The organism is Bacillus sp. V33-4 (assembly GCF_002860225.1).
GTDB classification, from domain to species: Bacteria; Bacillota; Bacilli; order Bacillales; family Cytobacillaceae; genus Bacillus_BJ; species Bacillus_BJ canaveralius.
Genome location: NZ_PGVC01000016.1, coordinates 68,767 through 86,136, shown reverse-complemented (window position 1 = coordinate 86,136; position 17,370 = coordinate 68,767). Strand labels below are relative to the sequence as shown.

Annotated in this window: 14 protein-coding genes; 10 read left to right on the top strand and 4 right to left on the bottom strand. The window is 42.0% G+C overall.

The window, feature by feature from the left end; genetic code table 11:
* Nucleotides 1-167: 167 nt before the first annotated feature.
* The 7 genes from CVD23_RS06625 to gatB all read left to right on the top strand — a co-directional run bounded on the left by CVD23_RS06625 (nt 168) and on the right by gatB (nt 9,024).
* Nucleotides 168-2,054 (top strand): sigma-54-dependent Fis family transcriptional regulator, encoded by a 1,887-nt coding sequence (locus CVD23_RS06625; RefSeq protein ID WP_101665543.1) that lies wholly within the window; start codon nt 168-170, stop codon nt 2,052-2,054.
* A gap of 513 nt (nt 2,055-2,567) precedes the next feature.
* Entirely contained in the window at nt 2,568-3,302 is a 735-nt protein-coding gene (locus tag CVD23_RS06620) for an alpha/beta hydrolase (RefSeq protein ID WP_101665542.1), read from the top strand.
* Between the two features lie 286 nt (nt 3,303-3,588).
* Entirely contained in the window at nt 3,589-4,869 is a 1,281-nt protein-coding gene (gene aceA, locus CVD23_RS06615) for an isocitrate lyase (RefSeq protein WP_101665541.1), read from the top strand.
* A 208-nt stretch (nt 4,870-5,077) separates the two neighbouring features.
* Complete coding sequence (locus tag CVD23_RS06610; protein WP_101665540.1) at nt 5,078-5,521, top strand: YueI family protein; 444 nt, start codon at nt 5,078-5,080, stop codon at nt 5,519-5,521.
* Between the two features lie 311 nt (nt 5,522-5,832).
* On the top strand, nt 5,833-6,123 hold the full coding sequence (gene gatC / locus CVD23_RS06605; protein ID WP_101575903.1) for an Asp-tRNA(Asn)/Glu-tRNA(Gln) amidotransferase subunit GatC: 291 nt from the start codon (nt 5,833-5,835) through the stop codon (nt 6,121-6,123).
* Between the two features lie 12 nt (nt 6,124-6,135).
* On the top strand, nt 6,136-7,584 hold the full coding sequence (gatA, locus tag CVD23_RS06600; RefSeq protein ID WP_101665539.1) for an Asp-tRNA(Asn)/Glu-tRNA(Gln) amidotransferase subunit GatA: 1,449 nt from the start codon (nt 6,136-6,138) through the stop codon (nt 7,582-7,584).
* A gap of 12 nt (nt 7,585-7,596) precedes the next feature.
* Nucleotides 7,597-9,024, top strand: a complete 1,428-nt coding sequence (gatB, locus tag CVD23_RS06595) for an Asp-tRNA(Asn)/Glu-tRNA(Gln) amidotransferase subunit GatB (protein ID WP_101665538.1) — start codon at nt 7,597-7,599, stop codon at nt 9,022-9,024.
* A gap of 56 nt (nt 9,025-9,080) precedes the next feature.
* On the opposite strand, the gene CVD23_RS06590 is transcribed toward gatB, so the two are convergent.
* The 3 genes from CVD23_RS06590 to CVD23_RS06580 all read right to left on the bottom strand — a co-directional run bounded on the left by CVD23_RS06590 (nt 9,081) and on the right by CVD23_RS06580 (nt 13,881).
* Nucleotides 9,081-10,715 (bottom strand): methyl-accepting chemotaxis protein, encoded by a 1,635-nt coding sequence (locus CVD23_RS06590; protein ID WP_374702619.1) that lies wholly within the window; start codon nt 10,713-10,715, stop codon nt 9,081-9,083.
* 557 nt (nt 10,716-11,272) lie between these two features.
* A complete protein-coding gene (gene putP / locus CVD23_RS06585) occupies nt 11,273-12,751 on the bottom strand; it encodes a sodium/proline symporter PutP (protein WP_101665536.1) in 1,479 nt (492 codons plus the stop codon).
* A 113-nt stretch (nt 12,752-12,864) separates the two neighbouring features.
* On the bottom strand, nt 12,865-13,881 hold the full coding sequence (locus tag CVD23_RS06580; RefSeq protein ID WP_101665535.1) for a hypothetical protein: 1,017 nt from the start codon (nt 13,879-13,881) through the stop codon (nt 12,865-12,867).
* 186 nt (nt 13,882-14,067) lie between these two features.
* Here CVD23_RS06580 and CVD23_RS06575 point away from each other — a divergent pair, with 186 nt between their 5' ends.
* Both CVD23_RS06575 and CVD23_RS06570 read left to right on the top strand, forming a co-directional pair.
* Complete coding sequence (locus CVD23_RS06575) at nt 14,068-14,625, top strand: thioredoxin family protein (RefSeq protein ID WP_101665534.1); 558 nt, start codon at nt 14,068-14,070, stop codon at nt 14,623-14,625.
* Between the two features lie 18 nt (nt 14,626-14,643).
* Nucleotides 14,644-15,723 carry an NAD(P)H-dependent flavin oxidoreductase gene (locus tag CVD23_RS06570; protein ID WP_101665533.1) on the top strand — a complete coding sequence of 360 codons (1,080 nt, stop codon included), beginning with the start codon at nt 14,644-14,646 and terminating at the stop codon, nt 15,721-15,723.
* A gap of 24 nt (nt 15,724-15,747) precedes the next feature.
* On the opposite strand, the gene plsY is transcribed toward CVD23_RS06570, so the two are convergent.
* The gene (plsY, locus tag CVD23_RS06565) at nt 15,748-16,368 is read right to left on the bottom strand and encodes a glycerol-3-phosphate 1-O-acyltransferase PlsY (protein ID WP_101665532.1); all 621 of its coding nucleotides are present in this window, start codon (nt 16,366-16,368) and stop codon (nt 15,748-15,750) included.
* Between the two features lie 196 nt (nt 16,369-16,564).
* Between plsY and CVD23_RS06560 the strand changes: the two genes are divergently transcribed.
* A complete protein-coding gene (locus CVD23_RS06560) occupies nt 16,565-17,359 on the top strand; it encodes a class I SAM-dependent methyltransferase (RefSeq protein ID WP_101575894.1) in 795 nt (264 codons plus the stop codon).
* Nucleotides 17,360-17,370: the final 11 nt, after the last annotated feature.

Below are 17,370 nucleotides of genomic sequence, written 5' to 3'. Positions count from 1 at the left end.
AACAGCATTATTGAAAGCGGATACATAATTTGTTATAATATTATGAAAACTCCCCATGGAATTGATTTAACCTCAAGCCATATTACTCTTCCAGTTGAATCATACAGGTATTAGTTTTCCCAAATCTATGTGTCACTCTTCAAGCCATATGAATAGGAGGATAGCGCATGAAGGAAACTGTTTGTTATTTAAATACCTGGAAACGGTTTGTTAATGAAGGAGTCCTTGATTCAGCCCGTTTGAACAAAAGAGTAATGGAATCCTGGTACAGATGTAAAAAAGAAAAAGTGAATCCTTACTTATATAAAGGCGAGAATATTTTAACAAATGATCTACTGAACCTTCAAAGAGAAAAAAATTCTCTTCTTCTGGAAATTGCTTCCCCCTATATAGACAGGATGAACGAGACAATCCGGAAATCCGGCATGATGGCGCTTTTAGTCGATCCGGATGGATATGTCTTATCCCTTTCAGGAAACGAAAAAATAGTTGAAGATGCACGCAAAATCAATTTTATCAAAGGTGTTCGCTGGACTGAAAGAGAAGTTGGGACAAATGCAATTGGAACGGCTTTACAGACGAAAGAGGCCGTAACGATAAATGGAACCGAGCATTATTCGATTGCTTCACATCGATGGAGTTGTTCAGCCTCACCAATTTTAAGTGCTGACGGATTGTTAATGGGAGTATTGGATATTTCCTGCCCTGTTGAATATTCACATCCATTTATGTTGGGAATGGTGGCTTCGATTACTTACGAAATAGAACGGGAAATTAGCAAGAGATCTTATGAAAGGGAACTTGCGCTTTTTCAGCGCTCCGTTGAACTGTCGGATAAATACAGGGACCGTCCGTTTGTCGTTTGCAACCAAAACGGCATCATTATTTCAGCGAGCAAACCGGTTCGTGAAAAGGTACCGCGATCAATTGGCATGAGCATTTCGCAGTTTTTACGATATGGTTATCAAATTGACTTGGAAACCGCTCTTTCCTTTAAAGAAAGCAGAGAAGTAACGGGAACTTGTTTGTTTTTATCAGAAGGAACGTGTAATTCGGACAGTCGACTATTTATTGGTTCAAATTCATCATCAATGTTTTATTTTAATGGAGAGATTGGCAGGAGTGAGGCTTTTCAAAGCACTTTGAAACAAGTGAAGCTTGTTTCCCCCACAGATGCCAGCGTTTATATATCCGGAGAAACAGGGACCGGGAAAGAGTTGATTGCCCAGGCCATTCACCAAAATAGCCCCCGCAAGGACGGACCTTTTGTCGCTCTCAATTGCGGAGCGATACCAAAGGACTTAATCGAAAGTGAATTGTTTGGGTATGAGGAAGGAGCCTTTACGGGAGCGAAACGAAAGGGCTATAAAGGGAAGTTTGAACAGGCTCATAAGGGAACGCTTTTTCTCGATGAAATCGGCGAAATCCCCCCAGCCATGCAGGTGGCATTATTGCGTGTATTGCAGGAACGGAAGGTCGTTCCGATTGGAAGCAGAAAAGAAATTCCGGTAGATATCCGCATCATTACAGCAACTCACTGCGATCTTACTGAGCTTGTCAATCAGGGCTCTTTTCGAAAAGACTTATATTACCGTCTGCATGTTTATCCAATTCATGTTCCTTCTTTGCGCGAAAGGAAGGAAGATATCCCATTTCTAGTCCGCTATTTTTGCCAAAAACATAACTGGAATATCCCATTGTCAGATAGATTATTTGATAAATTGAAAGATTACCAATGGCCCGGGAACATAAGAGAATTACAGAATGTGCTGGAGCGGTTAAATATTTTGTTTTCAAATGGTGCGGCTGAAGATAATCTATTTCTACATAATATGTCTTCCCCGGAGATTATGCAGCCATCATTTGAATCGGCAACAACGCAGCTTGAAGCGCGCAGTCAAACAGGAAATGAACTGACTGTCCGGGAAAAAATTCAAAAAGATTTAATGCTAGAGGCCTTGCAAAGGACAAAGGGAAATGTGACGGCAGCGGCGAAATTGCTCGATGTTCCAAGAAGTACTTTTTATAAGCGGCTGCGAAAATATGGGTTATAAACCTACATTAAGCGAAAGATGATAATCGCCGAAGATTTAGCTTGCAAATGATTCTTAATCATATAGTTCTTGAATGAAAACTATCTTGCCTCTCGAAGTCATGGGGAGTTCCCCTCCAGTTTCCAAAAGTTTAGGTAGAACTTAAATTTTTCGGGAATAGGGGAGCACTCCTTTTTCTATGCTCAAAGCACTTGATACATAATTAAGATAGTTTTTTTGATGACTAATCATTGAAAGAAAAGGAGTCCTTGCAAAAAATGTAGAAAAATAGATAATCAGAGTTTAATTTTCAAGAAAGCAGGAATCAAAATGTTTATTAAACGCATTAAATCCAATAATTTCGATCCTGTAATAATACCAGAAAAAGAGGTAGTCGCAGTGAGGATGTTAAATCGATTGAACCTCATCTGCCAAGGTTTTATGAAAGCTTGTTAAATCAGATTAGGAGAGGCTACCGATAGTACGAAGGGGTGGTTTATTATTGAAAAGGTAAGTTTTAAAAATTCACTTGGCTTGAACCTGGTCGGGAACTTTTTTGACGCAGATTCCAAAGCGGTCATTATTATGTGTCACGGTTTTACGTCAGATAAATCGTCCAGAGGCCGTTTTGACCGGTTTCCCAATACATTTCAAGAGCAGGGATACAATGCTCTCGCTTTTGATTTCAGCGGTTGCGGTGAAAGTGATGATGACAGCTTGACACTCGCAAAACAAATTGATGATTTGAAATCGGCTGTAAAGTTTGTAACCGAGCAGGATTATTCACAGATTGCTTTGTATGGGCACAGCTTTGGCAGCCGAGTTTGTTTAGAAGCATTTGATCCTGAAAATATCTCAACCATGATTTTAACGGGTGCATCAACTGGTCCTGTCAAATATAACTGGAATGAACATTTTTCTGAATTGCAATTACAGGAACTCAATGAAACAGGTTATATAACAGACTACCAAAATGGAGGCAGCCGGAAGGCCGTAATCATCGAAAAACAGATGCTTCTGGATTTTGAACAGTTTAACCAGGAGGAGGTTTTGAAGCGGATTACTTGTCCGGTTTTAATTATCCATGGCAATAAAGGCTGGGAAGAGAAGCTGTTGGCAAGCATTTCGCAAGAAGGGATGAAATGGCTGCCAGTTGAATCGCAATTAACAGTCATTAAAGGTGCTGACCATAGCTTTATGAATCACTTATCAATAATTGAACGCTTGTCGATTGACTGGAATAGAAAATATTTTTCTATTAAAAAATAAATCACATTACGAAAACCGGCTTTTTTCAGTCGGTTTTTATTTTGGGTAGTATTAAGTTGCAAATGTTGGTTTAGCGTAAAAAACACAGAAGAAATTTGTCGAAATAAAATTCTGAAAAATCACATAAAAACAGTTTGCATTTTCGAAACTCTGTTATATAATACAAACATAATAAAATTTATTGTATTATAACAAATCAGGTAAAGTACAGGTTGTTGATTTCATAACTTTACAAGGTTATGTAATTTTATAGTTTAATAAGACCATTTTTAGGAGGAAAACAGTTATGACAGATGAAAGAGTGCAAGAGTTGCAGGAAAGCTGGGAGTTGAATCCACGCTGGCGGGGGGTTACCCGTCCGTACTCGGCAGAGGATGTGATCAAGCTGCGCGGTTCAATTGATATTGAACATACTTTAGCGCGCCGGGGAGCAGAAAAGCTCTGGAACCTTATCAATCAAGAGGATTTTGTGAATGCCCTCGGCGCTTTAACCGGAAATCAGGCAGTCCAGCAAGTAAAAGCCGGACTAAAAGCGATTTATTTAAGCGGCTGGCAAGTGGCTGCCGATGCCAATCTTTCCGGGCATATGTATCCCGATCAAAGCCTGTATCCTGCGAATAGCGTGCCGAGCGTGGTAAAGCGGATTAACCAGGCATTGCAAAGAGCCGACCAAATCTATCATTCTGAAGGTGACAACTCGATTGACTGGTTTGCACCAATTGTTGCGGATGCAGAAGCAGGCTTTGGTGGCCAGTTAAATGTTTTCGAATTAATGAAAGGTATGATTGAAGCAGGTGCTGCAGGTGTTCACTTCGAGGACCAGCTGTCTTCCGAAAAGAAATGCGGTCATCTCGGTGGTAAGGTATTATTGCCAACACAAACAGCCGTCCGCAATTTAATTGCGGCTCGCTTAGCAGCGGATGTCATGGGGGTCCCAACGATAGTGGTCGCGCGGACAGATGCGAATGCAGCTGATTTGATTACGAGCGATGTGGATCCATATGATGCACCATTTATTACGGGTGACCGTACTCCGGAAGGATTTTTCAGAGTGAAAGCGGGATTGGAACAGGCAATCGCCCGCGGTCTCGCCTATGCTCCATATGCAGATCTGATCTGGTGTGAAACATCAGAGCCTAATATCGAGGAAGCAAGACAATTTGCGGAAGCGATTCATGCGAAATACCCTGGTAAATTGCTAGCCTATAATTGCTCGCCGTCTTTCAACTGGAAGAAAAAACTTGATGATGAAACGATTGCCCAATTCCAAATCGAGCTTGGAAAAATGGGCTACAAGTTCCAATTTGTCACATTGGCTGGCTTCCATGCCTTAAACCATAGCATGTTTGAGCTATCACGCGGCTATAAAGAGCGCGGAATGGCAGCGTATTCAGAGCTCCAGGAAGCCGAATTTGCAAGTGAAGATCATGGATATACTGCAACAAGACATCAGCGTGAAGTTGGAACGGGTTATTTTGATCAAGTTTCGATGGTCATCACCGGCGGAACGTCGTCGACAACTGCTTTAAAAGGATCGACTGAAGAAGCTCAGTTTACTGTTTCTTAAACCCGTAAACGGTAATCTAATCTGATCACTACCTAATTTCTCCCTATCTATCCCTTCTTGCTTTATAAAGAACGCGGAACTATCTCCGTACTTCTTTATAGGTGAGAAGGTTTTTTTTTACCCGAATAGGGAAATCCTTTTCAGTGAGCACTTTTTTAGACGCAGCGGCATAAATAATAGTAGCCTTAAGATATGGGAGGTGACCAGCTTGCCAAAATCGAGTGTGGATGATTATATCCAGCAGGGAATTCATGGCCAGAAGGAAACGAAGCCGGATGAACGGCGAAAGTTTTTGGGAACGCTTCGTGAACGGATCGTAGGAGTGTTAACGAAACAGCAAATTAGGGAAGCGGGAATATACGAAGAAGCCGAAACACTCATGAAACAAAATCCAAATGCCCACCTTTATTTAAATGGAGATATGGATTATGCCGATTTGTCCAAATACATTAAAATTGCAAAAAAGTGCAGGCTTGAATACACGATCGTAACAAATAAAGAGCAGGATACAGAGATCGGTCTTGTTCTCGCCTATAGTTATGCAATTGATAAAGAAGATATCGAGATTAAGCAAAAAGTTAAACCGGAACATACAACAACAAACAAGAAACAAGGAATTTTTTCGTTCTTAAATAAAGTTTTTAAAAAATAAAGCTGAAGCATAAGCCCGGTTTATTTCAACCGGAACATTTTAATCAGGCTGATTCTTCTTCAATCCATCTCCCCCTCATATGAAACTTCCAAAAGCTCTCTTGAAAATTTTTCAGGATTCAGCTGCTCCCTTCACATCTTGTAACCCATCATAAGATACGGCTGGCTTTGTTTTTTCGCCCAGTGATCTATCAAAATATAAACCGGCTGAGTTTTTCTAGGGAAAACCCGGCCGATTGTTGCTTAATTCAAGCAAATTTTGATATGATCATAATTATTGTGACTGTTCGAACATTATTGGGGGTGACTCGTATGTCAAGAATTTCTAAGGATCAGGTACAGCACGTTGCCAACCTGGCACGACTGGCAATCACGGAAGAAGAAGTTGAAAAATTCACAAAACAGCTGGATGCAATTATTTCCTTTGCTGAGCAACTAAATGAAGTAAATACGGACGGTGTTGAGCCAACGGCCCACGTTTTAAATATGAAGAACGTCTTGAGAGAGGACAAGCCAGAAAAAGGGCTGCCGCGTGAAGATGTTCTGAAAAACGCACCTGATCACGAAAAAGGGCAGTTCAAAGTTCCGTCGATTTTAGAGTAAGGAGGGAGAAACATGAGTTTATTTGACCAGAAGGTTTGTGAGCTTCATGAACAATTAAATAAAAAAGAAATCAGCGTATCTGACCTTGTTGATGAATCCTACAAGCGAATCGCAGCTGTTGAAGATAAGGTTCATGCTTTTTTAACGCTGGATGAAGAGAATGCGCGTGCTGCAGCTAAACGGTTAGATGATCAAGGAGAGTTGAAGGGTCCTTTGTCCGGTATGCCAATTGGGCTTAAGGACAATATTGTCACGAAAGGCTTGCGCACTACGGCCGGTAGCAAAATCCTTGAAAACTTTGACCCTATTTACGATGCAACTGTTACACAAAAACTACAGGATGCCGGAACAATCACAATCGGCAAACTAAATATGGACGAGTTTGCGATGGGTTCATCGAATGAAAATTCAGGTTTTCAAAAAACGGAAAACCCATGGAATCCTGAGACGGTACCAGGTGGTTCTTCCGGTGGCTCTGCTGCTGCGGTTGCGGCGGGACAAGTTCTCTTTTCACTAGGGTCTGATACAGGTGGTTCGATTCGCCAGCCTGCGTCATTCTGCGGCGTTGTAGGTTTAAAGCCAACGTTTGGACGTGTTTCTCGTTTCGGGCTGATCGCATTTGCCTCTTCCCTCGACCAGATTGGGCCAATTACACGTACAGTCGAAGACAATGCATATTTACTTCAGGCGATTTCCGGCCATGATCCGCACGATTCCACGTCAGCTAATATTGATGTACCGAATTTTGTTGAAGCCTTAACGGGTGATGTGCGAGCCCTGAAAATTGCAGTGCCGAAAGAATACCTCGGCGAAGGTGTCGGTGAAGAAGCACGCCAATCGGTTCTGGAATCTTTAAAAGTGCTAGAGAAGCTTGGTGCTATCTGGGAAGAAGTTTCCCTTCCACACTCCAAATATGCGCTCGCCACTTATTATTTACTGTCTTCCTCTGAAGCATCAGCTAACCTCGCCCGTTTTGACGGTGTCCGTTACGGTTATCGTACTCCTGATGCCGAAAACTTAATTGATCTCTACAAGAAAACGCGTGCTGAAGGATTTGGTGACGAGGTAAAACGGCGGATTATGCTCGGGACGTTTGCGCTAAGTTCCGGATATTATGATGCTTATTATAAAAAAGCGCAGAAGGTTCGGACGCTGATCAAAAAAGATTTTGATGATGTGTTTGAAAAATATGATGTCATTATTGGTCCGACGACACCGACACCGGCTTTTAAACTTGGCGAGAAGATCGATGATCCACTAACGATGTATGCCAATGATATTTTAACGATTCCGGTTAACCTTGCTGGGGTGCCAGGAATCTCTGTTCCGAATGGTTTTGCAAATGGTCTGCCGCTCGGGCTCCAAATCATCGGCAAGCATTTTGACGAAAGCACGGTCTACCGGGTTGCCTATGCGTTCGAACAGGCAACTGAATTTCATAAACAAAAACCGCAGTTGTAAGGGGTGAGAAGATTGAACTTTGAAACGGTGATTGGCCTGGAAGTACATGTGGAATTGAAAACTGACTCGAAAATTTTTTCAGCGAGTCCGAATCATTTTGGAGATGAACCGAACACGAACACAAGCGTAGTCGAGCTGGGGTATCCTGGTGTTCTTCCGGTGTTAAATAAGAAGGCAGTCGATTTTGCGATGAAAGCCGCGATGGCGTTGAACTGTGAAGTTGCTTCGGTTACGAAGTTTGACCGCAAAAACTATTTTTATCCCGATAATCCGAAAGCCTATCAAATTTCACAGTTTGATAAACCGATTGGCGAACACGGCTGGATTGAGATTGAAGTGAACGGGGAAAAGAAAAAAATCGGCATTACCCGACTCCATTTGGAGGAAGACGCCGGGAAATTGACTCACGAACAAGGCTATTCGTTGGTCGATCTCAACCGCCAGGGTACACCATTAATTGAAATCGTTTCTGAGCCTGACATCCGCACTCCGGAAGAAGCGTATGCATACTTGGAGAAGTTAAAGTCGATTATTCAATATACCGGTGTTTCCGATTGCAAAATGGAAGAAGGCTCACTGCGCTGTGACGCGAACATTTCACTCCGTCCTGCCGGCCAGGAACAATTCGGCACAAAAACAGAGCTGAAAAATTTAAACTCATTCAACTTTGTGCGCAAAGGACTGGAGTATGAGGAAAAGCGCCAGGAAGAGGTGCTTCGTTCCGGTGGCGAGATTCAGCAGGAAACCCGCCGTTATGATGAAGCAACAAATACAACGATACTAATGCGTGTCAAAGAAGGTTCGGATGACTATCGCTATTTCCCTGAACCGGATTTACTTGATGTTTATATCGATGACGAGTGGAAAGCGCGGATTCGCGCTGAAATCCCTGAATTGCCGGACCAGCGCAAAAAGCGCTACATCGAGGAATGGGGATTGCCTGCTTATGATGCCTCTGTGTTAACCGTTACAAAGGAAATGGCTGATTTCTTTGAAGCAACTGTGAATGCCGGTGCAGATGCAAAGCAAGCATCGAACTGGATTATGGGTGATGTCTCAGCCTACTTGAATGCCGAGCAAAAAGAGTTGGCAGAGACAGCACTGGCTCCTGAGGGCTTGGCAGGCATGATTAAGCTGATTGAAAATGGGACGATTTCTTCCAAAATAGCCAAGCAAGTATTTAAAGACCTAATTGAAACAGGCGGAAACGCAGAGAATATCGTGAAAGAGAAAGGGCTTGTCCAAATCTCTGATGAAGGGGCACTTCTCAAAATCATTCATGAAGTGCTTGAAGCAAATCCACAGTCGATCGAAGACTACAAAAATGGAAAAGCGAAGGCGATTGGCTTCCTGGTCGGGCAAATTATGAAAGCGACGAAAGGCCAAGCCAACCCGCCGCTCGTCAACAAGCTGTTAGTTGAAGAAATCCAAAAATATTGATCAAGCTATAACAGAAAAACGCTTAGGAATTCTAAGCGTTTTTTTCATCCATTACTTTAGAAAGTATAATTTTTAACAATCGAATTTAGCTCGTCACCTATCGCAGTTAAGCTGTCAGCTGATCTTGACATATTTGAAATAGCTTTGATTTGCTCGTCAACAGATGCGGTAATTTCTTCTGTAGAAGCAGCTGTCTCCTGGGAAATGGCAGATACGTTTTGAATGGATGCTGCAATACCCCCACTTTGAACGGTAATCGTATTAATTTCACTGTTTAACTGTTCAATAGCAGTAATTGTCTGTTGAACGGCTGTTTCGATTTCGGCAAATTCAGATTCTGTATTGCAAACAGCTTCGGTTAACTCAGTTGATAGTTGGATCGTTTCCGCCATTGTTAACACAGTCGCTTCCGTTTCTTGTTCGATTCCTAGAATCATATTATGAATCTGTTTCGCTGCCTGGTTTGACTCCTCAGCAAGCTTCCTTACTTCTTCTGCAACGACGGCAAACCCTTTCCCGTGTTCTCCAGCTCTTGCGGCTTCAATACTTGCGTTTAACGCAAGCAAATTCGTCTGCTTGGAGATGCCTTCAATTGATTGGGTGATTTGCGAAATATCCTGGATTTTATTATAAAGGCTTGTTATACCCATGCTTATCTTATCTGAGGCTTCCATCGACTGCTCGTTTGATTGCTTAAGCGAATTTATGATCAATTTACCATTTTTCGTGGCTTTGTCCGAGTGTAACGTAATTTCCTTTATAGCATGCTGCTGTTCATTCATTTTTTCAATCGATCCTGTTAGACTCTCAATGTTTCGGCTTGTTTCTTCAATGTCACTGGATTGCGATACCGTACCTCTTGAAATCTCTGACATCGCAACACCAATTTGCTCACTGCTTGCGCTTGTCTCTTCAGATACTGCTGAGAGCTCGGTTGCCGCGAATACAAGACTTGAACTGGTTTCTCGTAACTTTTCCATTTGGCTCTTAAGTCCTGCAGACATCCTGTTGAAGGAAATGCCGATCTGCCCGATCTCATCTTCAGATTCAGCCAACTTGGGAATATTCAGTTGCCCATTGGCAATTAGCAGGGAAGCGTCGGAAGCAGCACGTAACAATCGTATTTTTGGTCTGGCCATAAAGTGAAAAACAACAAGGCTTGCCACTGTGATGACGACCGTAATCATCAAGATTAATAATTTTAAATTGTCGATTCCGGCATAAAACTCGTCCGTATATGCGCCGACTCCGATATGCCAATCCCATGGCTCGTAATAAACCAAATAAGCCATTTTTTCACGCTCATTCTTTTCTTCAGGATTTGTCCATCCATATGTATAATAATGATCTTCAAGACTTTCAGCCCGTGCCGCTTTTAAAATATTCCGAATCACATATTCACCCGTGTTGTTCTTTGTATCATATTTATCTTCGCCGATTGGCAGAGAAGGGTGCATTTCAACACGAGCCTTGGAGTTATAGGCAAAAAGATAGCCTTCTTTCTTGTATAAAAATGGTGTCTTTGAAAAATCATACACTTTTTTGCCATCTTTCTCGATTTTAGGCCCATTGAAAATTTCTCTCGCCTTTTCTTTTGCCTGTTTAACTGTTATCTTGCCTGATTCCACATCTTCATTGAGCAATTCCAACGTTGGAATCGCCCCATCCGCCAAATGCTTTAAATCCAGCATGCCACTGTTCATGAGTTCTTTTTTAGCGAAAGTGTAGCTGATAACCCCGATGGAAGTGCTAATGACGATAATAATAATAGAAATTAATAATAATAACTTAACTGAGATTTTTTTAGAGAAATTTAATTTTCGAGTCACAAAAATACCTTCCTTTATCCCATTTATGTTGTAGATTTCTAATATATCTGAAGAAAATTTAATAAGTGACCAACAGGGAATGGGCTACTTTAATTAATTTTTCGTATTTTAATGAAAACGGATACGATATGATTATACCGCTTGGTTCGATATATAGGACTATTGTCACTAAAAGTTCGGTTTTTAATGAATAAATAGTTGTATTAAAAAGTAGTGAATAGAACTAATAAGATAATAGTTATCATTTATTGAAAGAATATTAAGATTTATTCGACAAATTCACTTAATATTTCCCAGGAAAAGAAGCGTGATCCAAAAAAACAAGCACGCCTTGACCCAATGATTGATATACTTGAAAACTTCACCAACTAGAGTCCAAATAAAAAAGGTTCACCCGTTTAGGATGAACCTCTTCATGTTTATTCACTTTTCAACAGCCTGATACTTTCCTCAAACTCTTTGTTAATTTCTTCATTGTTCTTATAGGTCAGCATGCTGACGACGACAGAAACGATCAGGTTAACAAGAAATCCAGGGACGATTTCATACAGTGTCTCGCCATAACCTGCCAGGGACCAGGCAATAACTGTTGCCGCTCCCGCAATCATTCCAAACAGAGCTCCCCAATTTGTCATCCTTCTCCAAAAGAGGCTTAAAAGGATTACAGGCCCAAAGGATGCTCCGAAACCAGCCCACGCATATGCAACGAGATCTAAAATGGTGTTGTCCTGTTCAAGGGCAAGAAGCGCGGCGACGATGGAGACGATCAGAACTGCCATGCGCCCGAAAAAGACGAGTTCCCTGTCAGTAGCACTTTTCCGTAATAACGCTTTATATATGTCTTCAGTTAAAGCACTTGATGTGACAATTAATTGCGAAGAAACGGTGCTCATAATCGCGGCCAGGACTGCGGCAAGCATAAATCCGGCAACGAGTGGGTGGAACAATATTTGCCCTAGCTGAATGAATACTGCCTCTGGATTTTCGAGTGTATACTCAGCATTTTGATTGAAAAAGGCGATTCCGACCAAAGCTGTAAATGCAGCTCCGAGCAATGAAAAAATCATCCAGTTCATTCCAATCAGGCGGGCACTCTTTGTTTCCTTCACAGATGTAATCGCCATAAAGCGGACAATAATATGGGGCTGGCCGAAGTATCCAAGTCCCCATGCCATTGCAGAGATAATTCCAATAAAAGTTGTACCTGTAAAGAAATTAAGCAATGTCGGATTGATGGTTCGAATCGTCGCAAACGTTTCTGCTGGCCCGCCCGTTTCAAAAAACGCAAAAATCGGAACAAGCAATAAGGCAATCACCATCATTAACCCCTGGATAAAGTCGGTATAGCTGACGGCAAGAAATCCGCCAAACAGCGTGTAGGCAACGGTAACTCCGGCAACAATAACCAAACCTGTATAATAGCTTAAGTCAAATGAGCTTTGAAAGAATACTGCGCCAGAAACGATGCCAGAAGAGACATAAAAAGTAAAAAAGATAAGAATAACGAGTCCTGAGACTATTCTAAGCAGGCGTGTATGATCTTTGAAGCGGTTTTCCAAAAAGCCGGGAATTGTAATTGAGTTGTTGGAAACTTGCGTATAAGTGCGAAGGCGCGGTGCAACAAACAGCCAGTTTGCGTAGGCACCCAGCGTCAAGCCAATGGCAATCCAAACGCTTGCCAATCCATCTAAATAAATGGCACCCGGCAGTCCCATCAGCAGCCATCCGCTCATATCAGCCGCTCCGGCACTCAATGCCGTAACAGCAGGACCAAGTGATCTTCCACCAAGCACGTAATCAGTTAAATTGCTTGTCCTGTGATAAGCATACCCGCCAATAAATAACATGCCGGCCATGTAAATGCTGATAGAAATCAGCTGTAATACATCATCAGACATTCGATGTCCCCCTTTGAATTATTGTATAAATAATTTTTATATACAAAATATTCTACCATTAATTTCTCATTACACGATAGCCCTTATTAATATAGTATTTTTTAATCTTATCCTTACTGAAAAGATCTTGCGTGCTCTTCGAAAAGCATCATCATATCTTCATATGTGTATGCATTGAAGAGCATTCCTTTATTATCAAAAATATAATAAAGAGGTTTATCAAAATCTTTATCGACAGCAAACGGTGACTCGGCCAAAACATGAATTTCGCTGATAACAGCCATTTTTTCATGTTCTCGTAATCTTTGCGGAGAGTCATCATTCTCATCCAAAATCATTAAGACAGAAAACTTGCGTTCTTCTTTAGCATACCAATTGGGACTGACAATCTCTATATCAAGGGTTTCGCTTAGCCACGTAATCAAAGCATTCGTATCAGCCGTGTTAAAAATGAGCTTTTCCTGATCGAAAATAAAATATGCCGGCAGACTCGGGGGAGGCGGAAGCTCGGGAAATTGGGAAATAAATTCATCCATATTCATTGCGGTTCCGTTCATTATCGTCTCGCTTGCAAGTTCGAACGGGAGGTTTACCCACATACTTTCTCCCGGAGGTTCTACCTGTAAAATAGACAGTGTCTCTTTCTGATCGGATAAAAACTCTTGATAGGAGACTTTTTTTTCAACTTCCGCATCAATAATGTACGTAGCCTCGCCTTTTGCCCATTCTACCTTGATTGCTTGCGTATATCTATCAGGACGATTCGGGAACGTAAATGTTCCGTTGTTCCACATGTAGCCATCCCAATATATTTCAAGTCCATACGGATCCCACCAGCCATAAGTAATGTTTTCCGGCTGTTCATCAAATTTAATCTTTAATTCAGATAAAGGATCAACGAGGACTGGCTTCTTCCCTTGAATAAGATCTCCCGGAGTGATGTCCTTGTTTTTTTCTTTCTGGTTGTTCCATCGATAAGGACCCAGCAGTGGCTTGAGTTCTTTGCCGTTAGCAGTAACAATTGGCAGCGGCGGTTTTTCTTCCTGGTAAAGCTTGTAACGGTCAAAGGCAAACATAATCCCTAAAGCAAGCAAAATGATTCCACCCCGCCATACCCATTTCTTTTTCACTTTTCAACCACCCCTTTGTCGAATATTAAAGTTTAGTCGCTAATTTATGGTTCAATATATGTCATGAACTTTTATACCTAAATTGTACCTTAAAAGCGGGAAATTTGACGGTAAAATTGTCAAATGGATATAGTGGTTATAAGTGATGATTTGAAATATTCTCAACAAAGCAAAGGAGTGAGCAAAATGGCATTAACAGAGTGGTTTGACAAAGGATTAACATATGAGCAGTACAGGCAGGGTATGGCGGTTAATGGAGAAGGGATGGACTCGATCATGGCCCGTTTTTCTCTTCCGGATCGGGAACAAGAGAAGCTTGCTAATGTAAAAACGGAGAAATTGCGAGCAATTGTCCTCACAGAAGACTGGTGCGGTGATGCGATGCTCAATAATCCGATCCTGATAAAAATTGCTGAAGAAGCCGGTATCGAAGTTCGATTCCTGCTGCGGGACAGCAATCTTAAGCTGATGGATCAGTACTTAACGAACGGCACAGCAAGGTCGATTCCCATCTTTATTTTCATTGATCAAAATGGGGCAGAAAAAGCAGTATGGGGTCCGCGTGCTCCTGAAATTCAAAAAATAGTGGATGAAGAAAGAGCCCAGTTGCCTGACAAGGAAGATCCCGATTTTAAAGAAAAGCAAAAAGGAATGATCGGCAGGTTGACAAAAGCTTATGTTGAAGATCAACAGATTTGGGAAACGGTGGCACGCAGCATTGTCCATACATTGACCGGAGATTAAGTAAAGGAGATGGAGAACATGCCATGGCATCACAATGCTGTGACCGAGTTGTTGGGCATTACCTATCCAATCTTTCAGGCGCCGATGGCTGGCGGAATTACGACAGTTCAACTTGTCAGTGAGACATCCAACCAGGGCGGACTTGGGAATCTCGGTGCCGGCTATTTGACAGCGTTACAAATGCGGCAGGATATTGAACAAATAAAACAAGCAACGACAAAACCATTTGGAGTGAATTTATTTGTTCCGCCAGCTAATCTTTATGCAGAATCCGCTCGTGTAGAGGCTATAAAGAGGCGCTTAAACAAATTTAAAGAACTGCTTCAAATAGATGGGGAGTTCCCGGAATTAACGAAGGATTATCCCGGCCTTTTTAACGAGCAAGTAGAGGAAGTGTTACGCGCAAAGGTTCCGATTTGCAGCTTTACTTTCGGCATCCCTGATCAAGCAATTTTAAAAGAGATTAAAAAGACTGGAGACATATTGATTGGAACAGCCACGAATGTGAAAGAAGCGATCGAGTGGGAAGAAGCAGGAGCAGATGTCATCATCGCACAAGGCAGCGAAGCCGGCGGGCATAGAGGGACATTTGATACGGAGAACAAAGGGATTGTCGGGCTGATCGCTCTTGTTCCACAAATCGTTGATGCGGTGCGTGTTCCTGTGATCGCAGCAGGTGGCATCATGGACGGCAGGGGGATTGCGGCCGCGCTTCTTCTTGGAGCAAAGGGTGTGCAACTTGGAACTGCCTTTATACCGTGCGCAGAAAGCGGTGCCGCTCCGGTTTATAAAGAGGCGGTTTTAGAAGGAACGGAAGATAACACCGTCCTGACGAAAACTTTTTCCGGAAGGCTTGCGCGAGGGCTCAGCAACACTTTTATCGAAGAAATGGAAGCTGCAGGTGAAGGACCGCTGCCGTTTCCTCTTCAGAATGAGCTGACCGGGTTAATCCGCAAGCAGGCGGGTGCCTTAAAGAATAAAGAATACATGTCTCTCTGGGCTGGCCAGGGAGTGAGAATGGCAAAACGGGAAACGGTCGCTTCCTTGCTTGCCAGGCTTATAAAAGAAACGAATGCAGCCATAGAACTGTTTAAATAAGGAAAGGACGCAGCTGTCCTTTCTTTATTGTTTCTTAGCTAATGAGTCGATTCGGTCATTTTTTAAATTTTTATCATTGATTTTTGGTTCTGTTTTATTATTGAAATTGCGAATGTTCGTTCGGTGCAGGAATAGAAGAAAGAAAGTAAAAAGTGCAAATATAATTGAATGTTCGACATTTCGTTCCATGATTGAATAAATAAACAAGGAAATTCCGACGGACAGGGATCCGAAAAATACATACTTTGTTAAAGCAATCGTCAGAAAAAATGCTATATATGCAGTGAGAAACATCCAGGCATTCGCTACGAGAAGTGCACCTGCCGTGGTTGCAATCGCTTTGCCGCCCCGAAACCCGGCAAAAATGGGAAAGCAATGGCCGATGACCGCGATAAGGCCCATGTAAAGGGGATCAGCCTCAACTGCAAACAAAGTTGGAAGAAGTGCCGCTGCCGCACCTTTGCCTACATCGATAAGCAAAACAATCACAGCCGCTTTTTTACCAAGCACCCTAAAAGTATTGGTGGCGCCCGGGTTGTTGCTGCCGTAATCACGAATGTCAATTTTAAAAAACCATTTTCCGATGAGCAATGCTGTTGGAATAGAGCCTAATAAATAGGCAATGATGCCGAATAACACAATCATCTGTTTGCCATCCTTTTTGTGTAGTTATATGAACGTTTTTTCTTCACTTATCATATTTCTATAGATGACGATGCCTCCTTCCGTACTCGAAAGAAAATCTAACATACTCCGTTATTGTTTTCATTAGCATTCTACCATATAATGTCTCTATTAACAGCGTTATTCATAATATTTAGAAAAATAAGGTGGTTAAGTGATGGAAAAAGTTAATTTTGGAACAGTAGCAAAAAGCTATGCTCGTTCCCGCAATGATATTCCGAACACCTTTTTTGAGAGCCTGCAGCTGCGCAATGTGAGTTTTGAAGGCAAGAAAGTGGCCGATATCGGCTGTGGCTCGGGAACATTGACGAGAAAATTAATGCTTAGAAAGGCGGATGTTATCGGTATTGACCCGTCAGAGGAGCTGCTTAAAGAGGCAGCTGCCATTAATAAAGACAATTATTTAAATGTATCCTATAAAAAAGGGACGGCAGAAGCAACCGGTTTGGGCGAGGGTGAATACGATATTGTTACTGTGATGCGCGCCTGGCATTGGTTTGATCGGGAGGCTGCTTTAAAAGAGATTAATAGAATTCTTAAAAAAAGAGGGACACTCATTGTTGCTGACTCCGGTTTTACATCCGGCCATCCTGTTGTTGAAAGTACATTTGCGGTGATTAAAAAATATTTGAAAGATGGTTTAAAACCGCCCGGTTCGAAAGGACAATCAAATCAGCGAATAAATGGCTTCCCGGTCGAGTGGTTTGAAGAATGGCGCTTAAATAGCTTTGAACTGAGGGACTTTTATAAATTCGATTATACAGTCACATTTTCAAATGAGCAATGGATCGATAGAGTCGAATCTGTATCATGGCTGGCGGGAATGAACGATTCTGAAAGACAGGCAGCATTATTGGAGCTTTCCGGTACAATTGAAAAACAGTATGGAGAAGAAGCAACCCATGCAATTGGCCACTCCTGTTATATTTGCATATTGAGGAAACAGGGTTAAGGTAATGAAGC

Coding starts and splice junctions, on each gene's coding strand:
- aceA (WP_101665541.1), top strand. CDS start 3,589: ATGACAGATGAAAGAGTGCAAGAGTTGCAGGAAAGCTGGGAGTTGAAT.
- CVD23_RS06625 (WP_101665543.1), top strand. CDS start 168: ATGAAGGAAACTGTTTGTTATTTAAATACCTGGAAACGGTTTGTTAAT.
- CVD23_RS06560 (WP_101575894.1), top strand. CDS start 16,565: ATGGAAAAAGTTAATTTTGGAACAGTAGCAAAAAGCTATGCTCGTTCC.
- gatC (WP_101575903.1), top strand. CDS start 5,833: ATGTCAAGAATTTCTAAGGATCAGGTACAGCACGTTGCCAACCTGGCA.
- plsY (WP_101665532.1), bottom strand. CDS start 16,368: ATGATTGTGTTATTCGGCATCATTGCCTATTTATTAGGCTCTATTCCA.
- gatA (WP_101665539.1), top strand. CDS start 6,136: ATGAGTTTATTTGACCAGAAGGTTTGTGAGCTTCATGAACAATTAAAT.
- putP (WP_101665536.1), bottom strand. CDS start 12,751: ATGTCTGATGATGTATTACAGCTGATTTCTATCAGCATTTACATGGCC.
- CVD23_RS06570 (WP_101665533.1), top strand. CDS start 14,644: ATGCCATGGCATCACAATGCTGTGACCGAGTTGTTGGGCATTACCTAT.
- CVD23_RS06575 (WP_101665534.1), top strand. CDS start 14,068: ATGGCATTAACAGAGTGGTTTGACAAAGGATTAACATATGAGCAGTAC.
- CVD23_RS06590 (WP_374702619.1), bottom strand. CDS start 10,715: ATGCTGGATTTAAAGCATTTGGCGGATGGGGCGATTCCAACGTTGGAA.